Annotated in this window: 18 protein-coding genes and 1 pseudogene; 18 read left to right on the top strand and 1 reads right to left on the bottom strand. The window is 63.4% G+C overall.

Annotated features, from left to right (window positions below):
- The first annotated feature begins 41 nt into the window (after nt 1–41).
- From aac(3) to GGD53_RS24990, 3 genes and pseudogenes are all read left to right on the top strand, one after another.
- Nucleotides 42–846 (top strand): annotated as a pseudogene (gene aac(3) / locus GGD53_RS24980) (aminoglycoside 3-N-acetyltransferase).
- 130 nt (nt 847–976) lie between these two features.
- Nucleotides 977–1318 carry a hypothetical protein gene (locus tag GGD53_RS24985; RefSeq protein WP_184459437.1) on the top strand — a complete coding sequence of 114 codons (342 nt, stop codon included), beginning with the start codon at nt 977–979 and terminating at the stop codon, nt 1316–1318.
- 140 nt (nt 1319–1458) lie between these two features.
- Nucleotides 1459–1992 carry a YidB family protein gene (locus GGD53_RS24990; protein WP_184459438.1) on the top strand — a complete coding sequence of 178 codons (534 nt, stop codon included), beginning with the start codon at nt 1459–1461 and terminating at the stop codon, nt 1990–1992.
- 25 nt (nt 1993–2017) lie between these two features.
- Here the strand turns inward: GGD53_RS24990 and GGD53_RS24995 are convergent, their stop codons facing one another.
- Entirely contained in the window at nt 2018–2875 is an 858-nt protein-coding gene (locus tag GGD53_RS24995; protein ID WP_184459439.1) for a dienelactone hydrolase family protein, read from the bottom strand.
- Between the two features lie 1035 nt (nt 2876–3910).
- On the opposite strand from GGD53_RS24995, the gene GGD53_RS25000 reads away from it, so the two are divergent.
- The 15 genes from GGD53_RS25000 to GGD53_RS25070 all read left to right on the top strand — a co-directional run bounded on the left by GGD53_RS25000 (nt 3911) and on the right by GGD53_RS25070 (nt 18985).
- On the top strand, nt 3911–4147 hold the full coding sequence (locus GGD53_RS25000) for a spike base protein, RCAP_Rcc01079 family (RefSeq protein ID WP_128398695.1): 237 nt from the start codon (nt 3911–3913) through the stop codon (nt 4145–4147).
- A 17-nt stretch (nt 4148–4164) separates the two neighbouring features.
- Nucleotides 4165–4635 (top strand): terminase small subunit protein, encoded by a 471-nt coding sequence (locus GGD53_RS25005; protein WP_184459440.1) that lies wholly within the window; start codon nt 4165–4167, stop codon nt 4633–4635.
- Nucleotides 4601–6172: a terminase gene (locus GGD53_RS25010; protein WP_184459441.1), complete on the top strand. Its 1572-nt coding sequence runs from the start codon at nt 4601–4603 to the stop codon at nt 6170–6172. Before GGD53_RS25005 ends, GGD53_RS25010 begins: the two co-directional genes overlap by 35 nt.
- Nucleotides 6172–8253 carry a hypothetical protein gene (locus GGD53_RS25015; RefSeq protein ID WP_184459442.1) on the top strand — a complete coding sequence of 694 codons (2082 nt, stop codon included), beginning with the start codon at nt 6172–6174 and terminating at the stop codon, nt 8251–8253. The genes GGD53_RS25010 and GGD53_RS25015 overlap by 1 nt, the downstream gene beginning before the upstream one ends.
- Before the next feature lie 16 nt (nt 8254–8269).
- Nucleotides 8270–8581 (top strand): hypothetical protein, encoded by a 312-nt coding sequence (locus GGD53_RS25020; protein WP_184459443.1) that lies wholly within the window; start codon nt 8270–8272, stop codon nt 8579–8581.
- Nucleotides 8582–8679: 98 nt separating this feature from the next.
- A complete protein-coding gene (locus tag GGD53_RS25025; protein ID WP_184459444.1) occupies nt 8680–9726 on the top strand; it encodes a hypothetical protein in 1047 nt (348 codons plus the stop codon).
- Between the two features lie 15 nt (nt 9727–9741).
- The gene (locus tag GGD53_RS25030) at nt 9742–10716 is read left to right on the top strand and encodes a phage major capsid protein (protein WP_184459445.1); all 975 of its coding nucleotides are present in this window, start codon (nt 9742–9744) and stop codon (nt 10714–10716) included.
- 22 nt (nt 10717–10738) lie between these two features.
- Complete coding sequence (locus GGD53_RS25035; RefSeq protein WP_184459446.1) at nt 10739–11524, top strand: hypothetical protein; 786 nt, start codon at nt 10739–10741, stop codon at nt 11522–11524.
- A gap of 329 nt (nt 11525–11853) precedes the next feature.
- The gene (locus tag GGD53_RS25040) at nt 11854–12420 is read left to right on the top strand and encodes a hypothetical protein (RefSeq protein WP_184459447.1); all 567 of its coding nucleotides are present in this window, start codon (nt 11854–11856) and stop codon (nt 12418–12420) included.
- Nucleotides 12421–12620: 200 nt separating this feature from the next.
- Nucleotides 12621–13325, top strand: a complete 705-nt coding sequence (locus GGD53_RS25045; RefSeq protein ID WP_184459448.1) for a hypothetical protein — start codon at nt 12621–12623, stop codon at nt 13323–13325.
- On the top strand, nt 13322–15145 hold the full coding sequence (locus tag GGD53_RS25050; protein WP_184459449.1) for a hypothetical protein: 1824 nt from the start codon (nt 13322–13324) through the stop codon (nt 15143–15145). Before GGD53_RS25045 ends, GGD53_RS25050 begins: the two co-directional genes overlap by 4 nt.
- On the top strand, nt 15142–15558 hold the full coding sequence (locus GGD53_RS25055) for a GNAT family N-acetyltransferase (RefSeq protein WP_184459450.1): 417 nt from the start codon (nt 15142–15144) through the stop codon (nt 15556–15558). The genes GGD53_RS25050 and GGD53_RS25055 overlap by 4 nt, the downstream gene beginning before the upstream one ends.
- Nucleotides 15524–16531: a tail fiber domain-containing protein gene (locus tag GGD53_RS25060; protein WP_184459451.1), complete on the top strand. Its 1008-nt coding sequence runs from the start codon at nt 15524–15526 to the stop codon at nt 16529–16531. Before GGD53_RS25055 ends, GGD53_RS25060 begins: the two co-directional genes overlap by 35 nt.
- Nucleotides 16531–16896 carry a hypothetical protein gene (locus tag GGD53_RS25065; protein WP_184459452.1) on the top strand — a complete coding sequence of 122 codons (366 nt, stop codon included), beginning with the start codon at nt 16531–16533 and terminating at the stop codon, nt 16894–16896. The genes GGD53_RS25060 and GGD53_RS25065 overlap by 1 nt, the downstream gene beginning before the upstream one ends.
- 55 nt (nt 16897–16951) lie before the next feature.
- Nucleotides 16952–18985 (top strand): hypothetical protein, encoded by a 2034-nt coding sequence (locus GGD53_RS25070; RefSeq protein WP_184459453.1) that lies wholly within the window; start codon nt 16952–16954, stop codon nt 18983–18985.

Here is an 18985-nt window from a genome sequence, read left to right on the forward strand (position 1 = left end):
GGAGCATTGACTCCGGGTCGTGTCCTGCTGATCGTTGGCCGATGACCGCTCCGCACTTTCACACCCGTCTCTCGCTCAGCAAGGATCTGGAAAAGCTCGGACTTCGCGCCGGCGACATGGTCATGGTTCATGCCGCCATGAGCAGGCTGGGGCGGTTGCTCAACGGTCCCGACATGTTCATCGATGCGCTGCGCGATGTCGTCGGCCCGTCGGGCACCGTCGTCGCCTATACGGACTGGAACGGCGCCTATGACGAACTGCTCGACGAGAACGGCCGCGTTCCTCTTGAATGGCGCGACCATATCGCACCCTTCGATCCCACGACCTCCCGGGCGATCCGCGATAACGGCATCTTCCCGGAATTCCTTCGAACCACGGCAGGGTCGCGGCGCAGCGGCAATCCGGGCGCCTCGGTCGCGGCGATCGGCGCCAGGGCCGACTGGCTCACCGCCGACCACCCGCTCGACTACGGTTATGGCGAGGGCTCGCCGCTCGCCAAACTCGTGGCGGCCGGCGGCAAGGTCCTCATGGCCGGAGCCCCGCTCGACACGATGACGCTTCTCCATCATGCCGAGCACCTGGCTGAAATCCCGAACAAGCGCCTGCGCCGCTACGAGGTGCCCTTTGCCACACCGGCCGGCGTGGTATGGCGCATGCTCGAGGAATTCGACACGGCCGACCCGGTTGTGCCAGGCCTCGAAAGCGATTACTTCGCCCGGATCGTCAGCGCCTTTCTCGCCGGCGGGCAGGGCGCACTAGGGCCTGATCGGAGACGCGCCATCGGTGCTGGTCGATGCGGCCTCGATCTGCAGCTTCGCTGTCGATTGGATGGAGCATCACGCCTGAGCAGGCTGAGCGGCTCCGCGCTGCCGTGCCAGGCTCTTGCGCTTCTGCGCCGGCTCCGCCAGCCTCACGGAACAAAATCCCGATGGCGATGTTGGTATGGCGATAAGCAATAAGGCCATGGGAGGAATCCATGCATAAGTCTCTTCAGTTCGTGTTGATCGGCCTGGCCTCGATGACCGGCCTGACGATCGCGCCGACGATCGCCGCCGCGCAGGATATGGAGTTGCGCATCGGCCCCGGCGGCGTCGGCGTTTATGACCGCGACCGTGACCGTGACCGTTACGACCGCTACGAGCGCCGCGGACCACGCGGCTGCGATCCCGACGATGCGCTCGACATCGCTCGCAGCGAAGGCCTGCGCCGCGCTCAGATCGTCCGCATGTCGCCGCGCAGGATCGTCGTCGAGGGGATGACGCGCCGCGGGCCGGATCGGATGGTCTTCGCCAACCGGCGCGGTTGCCCGGAAATCTGAACCGACTTGTGACAGTCGAACAATGCCGCCGGCACGGGCCATTGCGCCCGTCGGCGGGAGCTTTCCACGATTGTGAACTTTCGCCCATTCAGCACTCCGGCTGGCGTTAACCCCACGGAGCACCACAGGAGGATTTCATCATGATGAGCGGTCAAATGAAGGCGCTTCTCGCCGTTCTTGCCGTTGCCGGTTACCAGAACAGGGACAAGATCCGGGAGCTCCTGCGGGGTCTGCAGAACCCGCAGCAGGCGGGCGCCGGAGGCCAGCCATCAGGCGGCCTCGGCGGCATTCTCGGCGGACTGGGCGGTTCCGGGGGTCTCGGCGGCCTTCTCGGTGGATTGACCTCCGGCAGCATCGTCAGCGGCGGCCTCGGCGACCTCCTGAAGACCTTTCAGCAGAACGGCCAGGGCGACAAGATGGAATCCTGGGTGCGCCGCGGGCAGAATGCCGACATCAATGACGGCGAACTTGCCACAGCCCTCGGCCCGGATGTCCTGGACGAGATCGCCAGGAATACCGGCCTCTCGCATCAGGAGATCCTCGGCCGGCTGAGCCGCGATCTTCCCAAGGCCGTCGACGATCTGACCCCGGAGGGAAAAGTGCCGAGCGCAGAGGAGGCGTTCACGTCCTCGGCGAGCCAGGCAACGACGTCAGGGCGGCCGGGCGGCGTTTAGTCCTAGGCAAACGCGCCGTTTGAGATCAGTTCGCCAGATATCTTCGAAGAAAGGCGTAAACGCTGCGCATGGACTTCGCCGCAGCGTCGGGGTCGTATTTTTCGATATGACCCAGCACCCTCCTTCCCACCAGGAACTCCGGCGCATCGAAATTGTGATAGATGCCCTTGTAGACATTGAGCTCGACGGGCGGGGCATTGTCGCTGAGGCGGGCAAGCCGCTTCTGGCACCGTTCGGCCCGGCTCCAATTGTCGCGCTCGCCTGTCATGATCAAGATCGGTATCGTCGGGTCGCCCCGATCGGCGTCACAGGCGGGATAGTAGGCAACCGCCGCCCTGAACTTGCGCTCCATAAGCTGCTCATTGCCGTCGTTTTTTGTGGCGTCCAGCGTCGCGGTGCCGCCGGCCGAAAAGCCCATCAAGGCGACGCGCCTGATATCGACAAAGCTTGATTTCGATAGAAAATCCAAAGCGCCATAGGCATCGAAGACGCGCTCGGGAAGAGCGCTTCGACAGGTGTCGTCGAGCTTGCGGGTGGTGAAACTGTCGACAACGAGCACGACATAGCCCCATCTGACCAGCCGTTTCGGCCATAGCTCTTTGACGCTCAAGCGCAGGTGATCGCAGCCATGCAGGAGAACCACCGCCGGGAAGGGGCCGTCGCCGGGAGGGCGGGATAGATAGCCGAGCAACGGCGTGCCCCGCGGTTGAGATAGAATTTCTCCTTGTTCTGCAGCCTTGCGGATTCGAAACGCGCTGAGCTTGACGGGGGCGCTTTCGAACCGCACCAGTTCGTCGGCATCGGCGGGGTCCGCGGACATGGGGACGCCGAGAAAAGTGGCGAGGCAAAGAAAGAGTCCTGCAGTTTTCACCGACGCCTCCATCGTTTGGCCGACAGCCTGCTATTTGTACGCCGAAGCTGAAGCTTGGCAAAGCGGGCGGGGCATGCTGCTATCAAATGCGGGAGGCGTGATTTCAAAAGTGGTCTGCACCACCGTGGGTGTGGAGCACTCACCCCTTGCTCCGTCCTCCTCGGGCTTGACCCGAGGATCCGCGTCGGCCTCCACCAAGGGAGCGGACATGGATCCCAGGCTCAGGCTGGCTCAGGCCTGGGATGACGGAGGGTGGAGGGATGTTTTCGCCAAACGCTTGACGAATTCGTCTTCGCCGGTTTGGAACCGGCGTCGAAAGCAATTTCTGTGCTCGAAAGTCCTTGATCACCCCCCGGCGGATCATTTAATCCTACCGTAAATCCAAGCTGCGAAATTTGAGTCCAGAGGTGATGTCGACGGTGAAGGCCGGCGACGCTTCGATGGCTTGCGTCATTTGCCAGGATTTCCGGCCGGCGTCATCGAACACCACGTGGGTTTGGCACAGCGCCCACCCCTTGCTCCGTCTTCCTGGGGCTTGACCCGAGGATCTACCTTTGGCCTCTACCAGCATCGGCATGGATCCCAGGGTCAAGCCCTGGTATGACGGAGGGTGGAGGGATGTTTTCGCCAAACGCTTGACGAATTCGTCTTCGCCGGTTTGGAACCGGCGTCGAAGGCAATTTCTGTGCTCGAAAGTCCTTGATCACCCCCCGGCGGATCATTTAATCCTACCGTAAATCCAAGCTGCGAAATTTGAGTCCAGAGGTGATGTCGACGGTGAAGGCCGGCGACGCTTCGATGGCTTGCGTCATTTGCCAGGATTTCCGGCCGGCGTCATCGAACACCACGCGGGTTTGGCACAGCGCTCACCTCTTGCTCCTCGGGCTTGACCCGAGGATCCACGTCGACCTCCGCCAGCGGCGGGCATGGATCCCAGGTCAAGCCCTCGGATGACGGGGATGGGGAGCGCGCTTGGCGAAATCTAGCTAAGCAGCGCCCGACGCGACCGCGTCGGCAGGACATCCACCCCTTACAAGGAGATTTGCAATGGACCCTTCGATTGCTCCGGCCTCGCGGGCCGCTGTGGTGACGCCGAACGATAGCGCCATTGTCGGCGCCCGCGCACTTTATATCGGCACGGCCGGCGATGTGGCGATTGCGCCGCGGCGGGACGTGGATCCGGTCGTCTTCAAGAGCGTGCCGGCCGGGACGATCCTTCCCGTGCATGCGGCGATCGTGGCGCTGACCGGGACGACGGCCTCCAACATCATTGCCTTGTTCTGAGCGTCAGACCCTGACCGATGGGCAGGCCGAGCAAGTTCAGCCAAGCGCTGGCGGAAAAAATCTGCGCGCGCATCGCCGACCGGGAAAGCCTGCGCTCGATCTGCCGGGACGAGGACATGCCGGCGAAATCGACGGTGCTGTCCTGGCTGGCGGACGAGGAGAAGGCGGCGTTTCGGGCGCGGTATGCACTGGCGCGCGAGATCATGGCCGACAGCTTCGTCGACGAGATGGTCGAGATCGCCGACAACAGCAGCGACGACTGGATCGAAAAGAAGAATGCGGCCGGCGAGACCACCGGCTGGCAGGAAAACGGCGAGGCGATCCGGCGCTCGCAGCTGCGCATCGCCACCCGCCAATGGGTCGCCGAGAAGCTGCGGCCGAAGAAATATGGCGCCAAGGTCGAGTCCGAACAGAGCGTGACCGGCGAAGTCTCGCAATTGCTGGAGGCGGTCAATGGCAGGACGCGCGGACTTCCAAACGGCGGTTGACCAGTTTTCCGACTGGCGCTGGCGGCTGAACAATCTCTACTGGATCACCGACAAGGCGGGCAGGCGCGTCAGGTTCGAGATGAACGTGATGCAGATGAGCCTTTTCGAGGAGATGCATTATCTCAACGTGCTCCTGAAGGCCCGCCAGCTGGGGCTGACCACCTTCATTCAGATCTTCATGCTCGATGCCTGCGTCTTCAACCGCGATATCAGGGCCGGCACCATCGCCCATACGCTCGGCGACGTGCAGACGATCTTCCGGGACAAGATCAAATATCCCTATGACAATCTGCCCGAAGCCATCCGCAACGCCGTGCCCGTCGTCAGGACCAACCAGAGCGAATTGCTGCTCGCCAACAATTCGAGCATCCGCGTCGGCACGTCGCTGCGTTCGGGAACGCTGCAATATCTGCATATCTCCGAATATGGAAAGCTCTGCGCCAAATTTCCGGACAAGGCGCGGGAAGTCAGGACCGGCGCCTTGAACACGGTGCAGGCCGGCCAGATGGTCTTCGTCGAAAGCACGGCGGAAGGCCAGGAGGGGCATTTTTATGCGCTCTGCGAGGATGCCCAGGTCAAGCAGCGCCAGGCGCTTGAGCTGAGCGAGCTCGACTTCAAATTCCACTTCTTCCCCTGGTGGAAGGAGCCGCAATATTCGATCGCGCCCGAGGGCGTCATCATCAGCGACGCTTTCGTCAAATATTTCCGCCAGCTCGCCGAGCAGGGGATCACGCTGAGGCCGGGGCAGAAGGCCTGGTACGTCAAGAAGGCCGAGATCCAGCTCGGCGATATGAAGCGCGAATATCCATCGACGCCTGATGAAGCTTTTGAGGCGAGTGTCGAAGGCGCTTATTACGCCGACCAGATGGCGATCGCCGACGCCGAGGAGCGCATCGGGGTGTTCCCGCATGTCGAAGGTTACCCGGTCCACACCATCTCCGACATCGGCATGGACGACACCAACAGCGTCTGGCTGTTCCAGGTGCTGCCCGGCCGCGTCAGGATGATCGGCTATTTCGAGCATACCGGCACCGGCATGGACGGCATGCTCGACGAGCTGGAGCGGCGGGCCACCGAGCATGGTTATATCTACGGCGCCCACAACATGCCGCACGACATCAAGGTGCGGGAATGGACGCGCGGCGGCATGACCCGCATCGAAATCATGCTGAAAGAGGTCAAGGCGCGTGGTCTCGGCACGGTGCGCAAGGTTGAGCGCGCCTATGTCCACGACCGCATCAACGGCACGCGGCGCATCCTGGCAAAAGTCGAGTTCGACCAGGCCGGCTGCGCCCAAGGCATCAAATGCCTGCGCAATTACCGCAAGGACTGGGACGAAGATCTCGGCGTCTTCCGCGACGAGCCGCTGCACAACTGGGCCTCGCATGGCGCCGACGCGTTCGGCGGTCTGGCGATCATCTTCACCGGCCTGGCGCCCGAACCGCTGAAGCCCGAGCGTAAGCCGCTGCCGACATTCCAGACGATGACATTCAACGAATTTGCCGATTCCACTCCGAGACATAGCGAGCGTGTTTGATGGAAGACGAGACGATGGCTTTGGAAGGCGGGCAGCACTGGGACCCGGCGAAGGTCGGCGCCCATTGGCAACAGGAGCTCGAACGCGCCCAGCGCTACTTCAAGTCCTGGCACGACCGCTGCGTCAAGATCGAGAAGATCTATCTCGACCAGCAGTCGGACCAGACGAGCGCCGCCAAGCGCCGCTTCCCGATGCTCTGGGCCAATACCGCGGTGCTGCAGCCGGCCGTCTATGCCCGCGTGCCGCAGCCGGTCGTCGAGCGCCGCTTCAAGGATGCCGACCCCGTCGCCCGCATCGCTTCGGAAATTGTCGAACGCAATCTCGCCTATGCCGGCGACGAGGCCGATCTCGATTCGATCATGCGGGCGGTGCGCGACGATTTCCTGCTCTGCGCCCGCGGCACGGTGTGGCTGCGCTACGAGGCCGATTTCGAACCGCTCGACATTGATGTCGCGCCCTCGGAGCCGCCGGCGGAAAACGGCCCGCTCGGTGGATTGGGCGCAGCCCTCGAAACGATCGCCGACGAGCGCGTCTGCGTCGACTATGTCCATTGGTCGGATTTCCTGCATTCGCCGGCCCGCCGCTGGAAGGATGTGACCTGGGTGGCGCGACGCGTGCCGATGACCGGTGAAGAAATGGAAAAGCGCTTCGGCCGTGAGGCGATCGCGTCGGGCGCGGCCGAGGCCGCCGGTGCCCGCAAGGGCGAAAGCCAGGCCGAGCGCGCCGAAAATGAGGGCAAGACCCATGTCTGGGAGATCTGGTGCAAGAGCGAGAACTATACCGTCTGGATCGCCGACGGCTCGCCGGTGGCGCTGGAAGTCTCCGAGCCGCCGCTCGAGCTGACGCATTTCTGGCCTTGCCCGCGCCCGGCCTATGGCACGATGTCGACCAGCTCGCTGATCCCGGTTCCCGACTATGTCTATTACCAGCAGCAATGCGACGAGATCGATCTTCTGACCAGGCGCATCAACAACCTGACCGACCAGCTGCGGCTGAAGGTCTTCTATCCCTCCGGCGACGGGGCGATCTCGCCGGCGATCGAAAAGGCGATGCGGCCCGAAAACGACATGGTGATGGTGCCGATCCCGGAATGGGCTGCTTTCACCGACAAGGGCGGCTCGAAGGCGGTGGTGACGCTGCCGATCGACGAGGTGCAGAAGGTGATCGTCGCCTGCATGGCGGCGCGCAAGCAGCTGATCGAGGACGTCTACCAGATCACCGGCATCTCCGACATCGTCCGCGGTGACACCCAGGCCTCGGAGACGGCGACGGCGCAGCGCATCAAGAGCCAGTGGGGCTCGATCCGCATCCGCGACCGCCAGGCGGAGCTGGCCCGTTTTGCCCGCGACATCATCCGCCTTGCCGGCGAAATCATCTGCGACCAGTTCCAGCCGGAAACGCTGATGCTGGTGAGCGGCATCAAGCTGCCGAGCATGGCCGAGAAGCAGCAGGTTGAAATGCAGATGCAGCAGATGCAGATGGCGGCGCAGCAGGCGGTCATGCGGGCGCAGCAGACCGGTCAGCCGATGCCACCGTCGCCCGAATTGCCGTCGCAGCTGCAACAGATGATGGCGCAGCCGACGATCGACGAGGTGGTGCAGCTCCTGCGCAACGACAGCATTCGCGGCTTCCAGATCGACATCGAAACGGATTCGACGATCGAGCCCGACGAGGACGCCGAAAAGCAGCGGCGCATGGAATTCGTGCAGATGGTCGGCGGCTTCATGCAGCAGGCGGGTGCGATGGCGCAACAATCCCCGATGCTCGTGCCCGTGATGGTCGAGACGCTGCTCTTTGCCGCCCGCGGCTTCCGCGCCGGCCGCCAGCTCGAAAGCATGCTGGAGCAGGTGGGCGCGCAGCTCTCCGAGGCAGCCAGCGCGCCGAAACCGGAGCCGCAGCCGCAGCCTTCGCCCGCCGAGATGCTCAGGCTGAAGACGGCCGAGGTGAAGGCCGGCGCCGAACAGCGGAAAGCCGAGCTTGGCGTGGCGCAAGCCGAGATCGAGCTTCGCGCCACGGTCGAGCAGGCACGCGGCGAGGCGGCGGCGCAGACGATCGACCATATGCGCGCGCGCTATCAATAAGCCCGGGAGCAACAGCATGAGAGAACGTTATTGCCGCGTCTGCGGCGGCTGGCACACGCTCGACGCCTGGCCGCACAACTGCATGCCGGTGAAAAACCTTGCGCAGTCGGACCTGCCGGCGCCGCATTTCGTCAGCGACACGATCGACATCCGGTCGATGCATGATGGCCGGCACTACACTTCGAAAGCCAAGCTGCGCTCCGCCTATCGGGCGGCCGGCGTGGTCGAGATCGGCAATGAGCAGCCGCAGCCGATCGAAAAGCCGAAGACGGACCGAAAGGCGATCCGCAACGAATTGCGGCGGGTCTACGCCGAATACAACGCCTAATGCATGTCGCCCGGAAGTGTGCAGCGGTTCCGGGATAACGACATGCATAAAACAAAGGCCTGAACGGGCATCAATCCCCGAAATAGGAAATCCCCAAGATGGATATGGAAGACCTCAACGAGGCCGGCAACGGCAGCGAAGATTTTGGCGCGGAGAAGCCGGTCAGCGTCCGCGACAGCCTGAAGGCGGCGATCGACACCATCGAAGGCGGGCCGGGCGATCTGCCGGGCCAGCCGCGCGACGGCGAAAACGGCCGCTTCCTGCCCAAGGGGCAGGAGCAGGCCGCTGCTGCGCGGACAGGGCAGACGGCTCCCGAGGCTCGTGGCGCACAGCAGACAGGCGAGATCGACAACCGTCAACAGCCCGTTTCCACCGTCAACCGGGTTCCGCCCGGCTGGTCGGCGGAAGCCAAGGCGCAGTTTTCTAGCCTGCCGAACGAAGTGCAGACAGCGATCGCCAAGCGGGAGCAGGAGGTCGATCGCGGCTTCCGCGTCCTGCAGGATTACAAGGGGCTCGAGGAATTCACCCCGATCGTCCGCCAGGCCGGCATCACCCATGCCGATGTCATGCGCCGGGCGATCGAATGGGAAAACGCGCTGATCCGCGATCCCGTCAACACCGTCCTGCACGTCGCCAAGGTGGCCGGCGTCAATCTTCACGCTCTGGTCAACGGCCGGGCGGGGGAGGCGATGCAGCGCCATGAACAGGCAGGGCCGCAGCCCCAACGCCAGACCGGGCCGATCAATGTCGAGGCCACGGTCGAACATGTTTTGAGGAAGAGGGACACCGAAACTCAGGTCGATGCCTTTCTTTCCGATCCGGCCAATGCGCATGCCGAAGACGTTCTCGACGACATGGTCGCCCTCATCAATGCCGGGCGGGCATCGACACTTCAGGACGCCTACGACGCCGCATGCTGGATGCGCCCGGACATCCGACAGCAGTTGATCAGCCAGACTGCGCCGGCCTTCGTCCACCAGCAGCAAGCCCAGAGGGCCGCAGCGGCAGATCAAGCCCGCCGCGCCTCGCGATCCATTTCTGGCTCTTCCGCCCCGGGCCCGACCCGCGACGCGGCAAGAGGCCAGCCCAGTTCAATCCGAGACTCGCTTCGCGACGCCATGCGCTCCGCGCGCGGTCAAGTCTGATCAAAGGAATGATCAATGCCCATTTCGCCCAACCTCTCTGAAATCGTCACCACGACGCTGCGCAACCGCAGCGGCACGGTCGCCGACGACGTGACGAAGAACAACGGTCTTCTCACCCGTCTCAACAGCCGCGGCCGCAAAAAGCCCGTCTCCGGCGGCCGCACCATCGTCCAGGAGCTGCAGTACCAGGAAAACTCGACCTTCAAGCGCTATTCCGGTTACGATATCCTGAACGTCCAGCCCTCCGACGTCATCACCGCCGCCGAATACGACCTCAAGCAGGCTGCGGTCGCCGTCTCCATGTCCGGCCTCGAACAGCTGCAGAATTCCGGCGAGGATGCGATCCTCGATTTGCTCGAGCAGCGCATCGAGAATGCCGAAACAACGCTGAAGAACAACATCGCGCTCGACTGCTATTCCGACGGCACGGCCGATGGCGGGCGTCAGATCGGTGGCCTGCAGCTCTTGATCTCGACTTCGCCGACCTCCGGCACGGTCGGCGGCATCTCGCGCGCCACCTGGGGCTTCTGGCGCAACCAGAAATTCTCGGCCTCGGCCGATGGCGGCGCGGCGGCCACCAATGCCAACATCCAGAGCTACATGAACCGGCTCTATATGTCCTGCGTGCGCGGCTCCGACGCGCCCGATCTCGTCGTCGCCGACAACAACTTCTTCCGCCTCTACTGGGAATCGCTGCAGGCGATCCAGCGCATCACCTCGGCCGACAAGGGCATGGCCGGCTTCCAGTCGCTGCAATATATGGGCGCCGACGTGATCTTCGACGGCGGCTTCGGCGGCGGCGCGCCTTCCAACCAGATGTTCTTCCTCAACACCCAATACCTGTTCTACCGCCCGCACCGCGACCGCGACATGGCGCCGATCGGTGATGAGCGCATGAACACCAACCAGGATGCCTTCGTCCAGCTGATGGGCTTTGCCGGCAACCTCACCATGAACAACGCCTTCCTGCAGGGCGTGCTGTTCGCCTGATCGAACGAAAGGATCAACATCCATGACCATCGCAACTTCCCAAACCGATCGTCTTGGCGCGAACCCGTTCGTCGTCGAAGGCCCGATCGTTGCCGGCTCCGGCATTCCGGGGCCGAACTTCGCCCTCGGCGCGGTTGCCGGCGGCGAGCGTGAATCCGAATGGGTCTATTGCCAGCTGGTGCTGGCGTCGCAGACGACCCTGCAGCCCGGCCAATGGTTCCAGTGGAGCCGGGATTATGTCGCCTCGCTGCTGACCACGGCCGCCGCCGTCGTCGGCCAGCGCTGCGGCGTCTTTTCGGGGGCTGCTCAGCCGCCGACCATCACCGGCGGCCCGGTCGGTGCCGTGACGCTGCAACCCGGCACCTATTACATCTGGCTGCAGCGCAACGGCCAGGCGCCGGCGCAGGTGGCGACCGCAACGGCGGCCCTCGTCGTTGCCGAAACCACCACCACGGCGGGCCAGGCAAGTGCGCCTGCCTCGGCGACCGTCGGCACCAAGGCGATCGCCAACGTCAACTTTGCAGCCGCCAACCAGACGTTTGCGGCAACGACGGTCAACGGGTCTCCCGTGCTGACGAACCTTTCCGGCCTCAATGCCGGATCCGGTCCGTTCATCGGCGCCGCCGTCGCCTGCACGGGTATTGCGGGCGGCACTACGATTGCTGGCATCAGCTACAGCCCGAACGGCGTCGTCCAGAGCATCACGCTCTCGGCCAATGCCACCGCCAACGGCACCGGCATCACCATCACGGCGACCGGCGTGCTCGAGGCGACGCTGATGCGGCCGTATCTTTCGAAGGTGAACTAAACCATAGCAATCAACGGGCGTTTCGGCGCCCGTTTCGTTGACGTCTTCGTATGTGGCGTGCCCCTCATCCGGCTGCCGCTCACCCCTCCCCAACCCCTCCCCACAAGGGGGAGGGGCTAATATGCCGCACCGCTTTACGCAGCATCATCGTCCCAAACCGTCGAGAGTGACAGCCGACAAGACCTTCCTTTTGATCGCCGTCGGAATGACGGGTTAGCCCCTCCCCCTTGTGGGGAGGGGTTGGGGAGGGGTCTTCACGGACCGCACGACATCACAGCAGCGCCTCAGCGCCCATCCACATCTCCCGCCATCAACAGCGAGCAAACACCATGCCCGACAGCAACACCGGAATTTATGCCTCCTTCAGCCTCGAGCCGGTCGAACAGACCTTCCTGACCGAGAAGGAGGGCCGGCCGATCTTTGCCGACAAGGAATTCGTCCGTATCTTCATCGCAGGCGATAAGCACACCGAAGTTTATCGCGAGGTGACCGACAACGACAAACAGCGTTTTGCCGATGCCTATAAGCGCTTCAAGGACGGCGCTGCCGCCCGCGAGCAACTGACCGGCACGCCGCTTGCGCAATGGCCCTATCTGAAGCCCAGCCAGATCAAGGAGCTGGAGGCGATCAACATCTACACGGTCGAGCAGCTCGCCGCGCTTTCCGACACCGCCAAGCAGAAGGTCGGCATGGGCGCCAACGAGCTGACCGCCGCTGCCCGCGCCTATCTGGCGACGGCAGAGAACTCCAGCGCAGCCTCGGCCTTTGCCGCTGAAAACGAGCGGCTGAAGGGCGAGGTCGGGCGTCTGCAGGAGCAGATGAAGGAGATGGCCCTGCGCTTCGAGGCGATCGAAAAGGACGGCGAGGGCAAGGGCCGTAGCCGGCAAGTGGCCTGACGAAGCGCCGACACAAGCAGCCCCCTCATCCGGCTGCCGCCACCTTCTCCCCGCTGGGGAGAAGAGACTCGCGGCGACGTCTCGACTCCCTCTTCTCCCCTCGGGGAGAAAGGTGCCCGTAGGGCGGATGAGGGGGCTGCACGGCACAACCTTCAAGCGAATTTCACCCACGCCAACCGCTCTGAACCGGAGATCCCCGCATGTCGCTGCTGACCATCATTCAGAACGTCTGCGCGGAGATCGACCTCGATCCGCCGACGGCAGTCATGTCGTCTGCGGATCCGCAGATCATGCAGCTGCGCATCCTTTCCACCCGCGCCGGCCGCGACCTGATGCGGGCGCATGACTGGTCGGCGCTGATGGTGCGGCGACAATTCGAAGCGACGGGTGCTGCCCCCGAGCCAGCCGAGCCGCCTGCCGACTGGGACCGCTTCGCCGCCAATGCGCGCATCTGGAACGTCTCCCGCCTCTCAGCGCTGAACGGCCCGGTGGAGCCGCAGACCTGGCAGCGCCACACCATTCTCAATGCCAATCCGGTGCCGCAGATCTGGCGGATGGCGGCGGGCAGGCTCGACATCTATCCGAATGTTGCAGGGGAGACGATCGAATATGCCTATGTCTCCGGCTTCTGGGTGGCGGTGAACGGTGGCGCGGCCACTGCCGCCAACTGGGCTGGTGACACCGACACAGCGCTCTTTCCCGAAGAGCTGCTCGAACTCTCGCTGATCTGGCGCTGGAAGCGGGCCAAGGGCCTCGATTACGGCGAGGAGCTCGCCTCTTTCGAACGATCCAAGGAAGCCGCCATCGGCGCCGACCGCGCCGCGGGCCCTGTCGACCTTTCGCTGCCGGCGAGAGGACAGACGCCTGAAAATTATTGGCCCGGCACGATCACGGTGACGCCATGACCCGCAGACCTGTCCCCCCGAACGGCCGCACCCGCCGCATTTCGCCCGGCAAAGACTGGATCGCGCCGATCGGCGGCTGGCGAACCGATGTCGAGATGGCCGATATGCCCGAGGACGCCGCCTTCCAGCTCGACAACTTCTTTCCCGAGGCCAACCGCGTGCGCGCCCGCTATGGCTTCCTCGCCTTTGCCACCGGTCTTAACGCCGACGTGCAGACGGTCATTCCCTATTCCGGCGTGAGCAACCGGCTGTTTGCCGCCGCCGGCGACAAGATCTTCGACGTGACAGTGAGCGGTGCGGCCGGCGCGCCTGTCGTCTCCGGCCTCGCCAGCGCTCACTGGTCGGTGCAGCAATATACCAACCCGGCCGGCCAGGAATTCCTGCGTCTCGTCAACGGCCTCGACACGCCGCTGATCTTCAACGGCAGCTCCTGGACGAATAATTTCCTGGTGGGCACGGCGACACTCGCCAGCCAGAATGTCGCAGTCCGCAACACCGCCTATACGCTGAGCTTCTTCGGCACCGGCTCCGTGACGCTCTCCGGCGCCTTCGCCGGCACGCTGAACGGAACGGGCGCCGGCAACCGGGTGTCGCTCACCTTCACCCCGGCGGCCGGCACGCTCACCGTCACCGTGACGGGAACGGTGACCAATGCCCAGCTGGAAAAGGGCTCGGCCGCCACGCCCTATGTCGCCTCGACGATGATAACAGGCATACCGGATGCCTCGCTGCTCAGCGCCGTCACCGCCTATCGCTCGCGCCTGTGGTTCATCGAAAAGAACTCGACGAATGTCTGGTACCTTGCCACCGACGCCGTCAGCGGCACGGCGACGGTTCTGCCCGTTGGCGGCAACATGAAATATGGCGGCACGCTTGTTGCGATCAACGTCTGGACGATTCCGGTTTCCACGGGCCTGCAGCAGTGCCTGGTGCTGATCTCCTCGGAAGGCGAGGTGATCGTCTTCCAGGGTTCCGATCCTTCCAGTGCTTCGAATTGGGGGCTGATCGGCACCTTCAAGCTCGGCCGGCCGCTCGGCACCGATCGGTGCCTGCTGTCGGTCGGCGCCGATCTCGCGATCATGACCACCGATGGCATCGTGCCGATCACCAAGGCGGTGCAGCTCGATCGCGGCGCCACCAGCCTCGGCGCCATTACCGCCAGGATCGGCCCGACATGGCGCGCGACCGTGGCGGCGACCGGCACGACCTCTGAGGAATGGCAGCTTTCGAGCTTCCCGGCGCGGCAGATGGCGATCGTCAATCTGCCGTCCTCCTTCGGCCCCTATCAATATGTGATGAACACCGAGACCGGCGCCTGGTGCCGCTTCGTCGGCATGCCCGCCTCCTGCTGGGCGACATGGCAGGACCGGCTGTTCTTCGGCGCCGCCGACGGCACGCTTTACGAGGCCGAGGTCGGGGCAAACGACAATGGCGCGGCGATCGACGCGCTGATGGTCGGCGCCTGGAGCCGCTTCGGCGACGGGCTCTCGACCAAGCTCTCCAAGCTGATCGGGGTGACGGCCGAGATCGGCGTGTCCACGCTGATGTATGGCGGCATCTCGGTCGACTACCAGACGAAGGTGCCGACAGCGCTTCTGTCGTCCGTCGAGAACAATGCGGCGGCGAAATGGGGAACGGCAATCTGGGGCGTTTCGAAATTCCCCGGCATTTCGCTGGTGCGCAAATTCGCCTCCGCCGGCGGCGCGGGTTCGGCGCTTGCACCGACCATCCGCGCGCTGATCTCCGGCTCGTCAGGCTCGGTCTCGGAAGCCGCCGTTGTCGGCGGCTCGCTGCTTTACGAGAGGGGCGCGCCGATTTGATCGTCTGCGAACCCAGCGCCGAGATCGCCGCCTGGGTGGGCGCGAGGATCGGCGTCACCTTTCACCCGCCCTACACGACGCTTGCCCACGTCGACCGCGGCCGGATCATCGCCGGCTTCGTCTTCAACGTCTGGACCGAGCACGATATCGAGCTCTCGCTTGCCGCCGACCGGCTGTCGCTGACGCTGATGCGCGCCGTCTCCGACTATGTCTTCAACCAGCTCGGCTGCCGCCGCGCCACCTGCCGCACCCGCGCCGACAACAGCAGCGCCCAGAGGCTGCTCGCCAGAGTGGGCGCCGAGCCGGAAGGCCGCCAACGCGGCTATTTCGGCGATTGCGACGGCCTGCTTTACGCCATCACGAAGGAGGATTTTCCCTATGGTCTCCACGCCAAAGGCCCCCAAAGCGCCTGATCCGACCCAGACCGCGGCGGCGCAGACCGCCACCAACGTCGATACCGCCATCGCCAATGCGGGCTTGAGCCACACCAACCAGTACACGCCGGATGGTTCGCTGGAATACAAGGTCAGCGGCTATCAGACGATGACCGACCAGAACGGCAAGACCTATAAGCTGCCGACCTATTCCGCCTTTCAGACCTATTCGCCCGAGAACCAGGCGATCTACGACCAGACACAGCAGACGCAGCTCGGCCTAGCGAGGCTCGCCAACGACCAGACCGCCAAGGTCTCCGGCATCCTCGGCACCAATGTCGACCTCAGCGCCGGCAATGTCGACAAATATGTCAATGATCACTGGCGTTCCGGCTTCGACAACCAATGGAACCGCGACCAGGCGAGCCTCGAGCAGAGCCTGGCCGACAAGGGCATCGCGATGGGCTCGGCGGCTTACGACAACGCCATGCGCGATTTCTCCACCCGCAAGCAGGCCGCCTCCGACCAATATCTCGGCGACATGTATTCGAATGCACAGAATTCGATCCTGACCGAGCGCAACCAGCCGCTGAACGAGATCTCGGCGCTGATGTCCGGCTCGCAGGTCCACCAGCCGAACTATGTCAACACGCCGACGACGCAGCTTCCCACCGTCGACCAGGCCGGCCTGATCAACGAGAACTTCAATCAGAAGATGGGCCTCTACAACCAGCAGCTCGCCCAGTCGAACGCCGCCATGGGCGGCCTCTTCGGCCTCGGCGGCTCGCTGCTCGGTGGCTGGGCAATGAAATCCGACCGGCGGCTGAAGCAAGACATCAGCCGCGTCGGCACTCTGGACAACGGCCTGCCGGTCTACGCCTTCCGCTACAAGGACGGCGGCCCAATGCAGATCGGCCTGATGTCGGATGATGTGCGCGAGATTCACCCCGACGCAGTGTTCGAACATGCAGACGGCTTCGACCGTGTCAACTACGAAAGGGCAGTGGGCTGATGGCATATATTTTCGCCGGCGATACCGGCAAGACGCAGATCGATGTCAAAGACCAGCGCAAGCGGCTGGCCTACGCCATGCTGCAGCAGGGCATGGATGCGAGCCCGGTGCAATCTCCGTGGCAGGGCGCGGCGCGGCTGGCGCAGGCCCTGATGGGTGGGTTGGCGATCAGGCAAGCGGATCAGGAGCAGAAGGCGGCTACAGCTGAAGCTCCCGCTGTGTCGACAGGCGCGCCTTCAACTCCGCCGGCAAAGGCTCCTGGCCTCCTGCCGTCGTTGTTCGGTGTATCGAAAGAGACGGCACCCTACTCGTCGATCCCGAAAAGGAAGCTACCAGGAAATGTCGCCCTTCCAAGAATTTTCTGACCCCGGCAGGGGTCCTGGTCAATTATGGGCGCGATGACGCCAGCGGAGCGTAACTATGACAGAATTGACACCTGAGCAGTTGCAAGCCCTTGCCCGCGCACGGGCCGGGGTGCAGACGAAGCAACTACAAAATCCGACGCCGCAGCTACCTTCCGGGCGTCATCTAACTTATGAGGAGGGGTTGGCGGCTCTTAAAACCGAGGGACTCTATGGCCAGGCCCTAACCGGCCTGAGTGGCGTCGTCGATGGCATTCCCATTGCCGGCCCATATCTCCTCGAGGGCGTGAAAAAGGCAGCGGCTCATCTCCGTCCCCTCATACACGGGGGGGCTTATGAGGATCAGCTCAGGGTTGTGAATGCCCGCGATCGGGAGGCCAAGATTGCGCATCCTAATGTCAACACGATAGGGCAGGTGGCCGGTGCGGTTGGTGGAACTATTCCGGCCGTCGTCGCTGCACCAGAATTATTCGGTGCTGGCGGGGGCAGTATGGTGGCGCGCTCGCTGGTTTCAGGCTTGACCGGCAGCGGCATTGGTGCCGCGGATGCTCACGTGAGGAGTGCCGGCGATCCTGAAAAAACTCGCCGGGGCGCTATTGAGGGGGGCCTGCTTGGATTAGCTGGTCCCTTAGCGGGGGAAGTCATAGGAGCCGGTGTGAAAGCAAGTGCACAGGGCGCAAAGGCTCTCACCCGCGCGCTCCTTGGAGAAGAAGTAGCTTCAAAGCCGGCGCGGGATATACTTGCAGACCTGACAAGGGATGCTCGTAATTGGCTCGCGAAGAACGTTTCTGATGCGGATAAGCTCGCCGCGAATCGTGACCGTTTCGACAAGCTCGGATCTGAAGCGATGCCAGCAGACGTCTCGCCAGAATGGCGCGGCGCCGCCAAGAGCGGTGCAGTCCGGGAATCGACACGCAACAAGGTCGTGGGACCTCTGAATGAGCGCGGCTCCCTGGCAGGTAGTCGCCTTAAGTCGGACTTCGAGACAAGTCTTGGACCCGATCCGGTTCCGTCCATGATCGACAGCGACCTGAAAGCAAGCCAGGCGCAAGTGAACAGTCAGTACCGGCCCGCGGTCGTGGAACAGCCGCCCTACGACTTTACGCCCATTGCGGAGCATCTCGATAGATTGATTCCGTATCGGCGCGGTAGCGAACAGACCGACCTTCTTAACGTTAGAAACATGCTCAATGACTTTGGGAAAGACACCGTCTCTTCCGACTCAGCCATTGCGTACGAAACACGCCGCGCAATCGATCGAATTCTGACGACGGCTAAAGATCCCGAAGTCATTGAGACACTCGGCGGCGTTCGTGGGATGATCGATGAAAGGCTTGCTCGATCTGCCCCCGGCGTGAAGGAGCTTGACGCGCAGTTTGGGGAGTTAGGCCGACAAAGGGAGGGCTTACTGCAGGGGCAGTCTGTTCTCGCCGATGGACCACGCGCCATGCGCCCCGCAGAGCTTCAGGAGAAATTGGTGGCGGGTGCCGAACCGCAGGGTATGCTGATTGGTCCCTCTGCTGAATCAACGCGCATTCGCCAGGGGGCCCTTGGCGAGATCTATCGTGCGGCTGGAACCGAAGGTGGTGATATAAACGCGCTACTCAAGATTATTCGCGGCAAAGGCGACTGGAACGGCGAAAAGCTTGGCATGATGTTCGGACCCGAGAAGGCTGATGCCTCACTCAATGCCCTAGATCGCGAAGCCCTTTTTGCCAACACGAAAAATGGCGTAACCGGCGCAGCTGACACGGCAGGGGAGGCCGGGTTCGAGCAGTATCTCGGCAAGGTTTCCAAGCCACAAGAAGTTCCGACGGAAAAAAGTTGGACCGATCTCGGCCTAACCACGGCTCGACGTCTTGCGCGATCTTTCCTTGAGGCGAATGCAAGCGCCCACGCAGCTCGCGTTGCCGACGAAGTCGCTCCGTTGAGTGTGCTTCGAGGTGAGCAGCGTGATGCGTTAATGGAGGCGCTCATGCGCCTAGGACGCGACCACATCGTCGACCAACAACGCATGGCGCTGATCAACGCATTCGTCCAGGGTGGGGGAAGGGCAGCCTATCCGCTTTTATCAAACGAGAAGAATAAATGA

Origin of the sequence: Rhizobium aethiopicum (assembly GCF_014197535.1) — a bacterium.
Taxonomy (GTDB): Bacteria; Pseudomonadota; Alphaproteobacteria; order Rhizobiales; family Rhizobiaceae; genus Rhizobium; species Rhizobium aethiopicum_A.

What these genes read in the sequence shown, in the direction of transcription:
- GGD53_RS24985 (WP_184459437.1), top strand. Translation starts at nt 977, where the DNA reads ATGCATAAGTCTCTTCAGTTCGTGTTGATCGGCCTGGCCTCGATGACC.
- GGD53_RS24990 (WP_184459438.1), top strand. Translation starts at nt 1,459, where the DNA reads ATGATGAGCGGTCAAATGAAGGCGCTTCTCGCCGTTCTTGCCGTTGCC.
- GGD53_RS24995 (WP_184459439.1), bottom strand. Translation starts at nt 2,875, where the DNA reads ATGGAGGCGTCGGTGAAAACTGCAGGACTCTTTCTTTGCCTCGCCACT.
- GGD53_RS25000 (WP_128398695.1), top strand. Translation starts at nt 3,911, where the DNA reads ATGGACCCTTCGATTGCTCCGGCCTCGCGGGCCGCTGTGGTGACGCCG.
- GGD53_RS25005 (WP_184459440.1), top strand. Translation starts at nt 4,165, where the DNA reads ATGGGCAGGCCGAGCAAGTTCAGCCAAGCGCTGGCGGAAAAAATCTGC.
- GGD53_RS25010 (WP_184459441.1), top strand. Translation starts at nt 4,601, where the DNA reads ATGGCAGGACGCGCGGACTTCCAAACGGCGGTTGACCAGTTTTCCGAC.
- GGD53_RS25015 (WP_184459442.1), top strand. Translation starts at nt 6,172, where the DNA reads ATGGAAGACGAGACGATGGCTTTGGAAGGCGGGCAGCACTGGGACCCG.
- GGD53_RS25020 (WP_184459443.1), top strand. Translation starts at nt 8,270, where the DNA reads ATGAGAGAACGTTATTGCCGCGTCTGCGGCGGCTGGCACACGCTCGAC.
- GGD53_RS25025 (WP_184459444.1), top strand. Translation starts at nt 8,680, where the DNA reads ATGGATATGGAAGACCTCAACGAGGCCGGCAACGGCAGCGAAGATTTT.
- GGD53_RS25030 (WP_184459445.1), top strand. Translation starts at nt 9,742, where the DNA reads ATGCCCATTTCGCCCAACCTCTCTGAAATCGTCACCACGACGCTGCGC.
- GGD53_RS25035 (WP_184459446.1), top strand. Translation starts at nt 10,739, where the DNA reads ATGACCATCGCAACTTCCCAAACCGATCGTCTTGGCGCGAACCCGTTC.
- GGD53_RS25040 (WP_184459447.1), top strand. Translation starts at nt 11,854, where the DNA reads ATGCCCGACAGCAACACCGGAATTTATGCCTCCTTCAGCCTCGAGCCG.
- GGD53_RS25045 (WP_184459448.1), top strand. Translation starts at nt 12,621, where the DNA reads ATGTCGCTGCTGACCATCATTCAGAACGTCTGCGCGGAGATCGACCTC.
- GGD53_RS25050 (WP_184459449.1), top strand. Translation starts at nt 13,322, where the DNA reads ATGACCCGCAGACCTGTCCCCCCGAACGGCCGCACCCGCCGCATTTCG.
- GGD53_RS25060 (WP_184459451.1), top strand. Translation starts at nt 15,524, where the DNA reads ATGGTCTCCACGCCAAAGGCCCCCAAAGCGCCTGATCCGACCCAGACC.
- GGD53_RS25065 (WP_184459452.1), top strand. Translation starts at nt 16,531, where the DNA reads ATGGCATATATTTTCGCCGGCGATACCGGCAAGACGCAGATCGATGTC.
- GGD53_RS25070 (WP_184459453.1), top strand. Translation starts at nt 16,952, where the DNA reads ATGACAGAATTGACACCTGAGCAGTTGCAAGCCCTTGCCCGCGCACGG.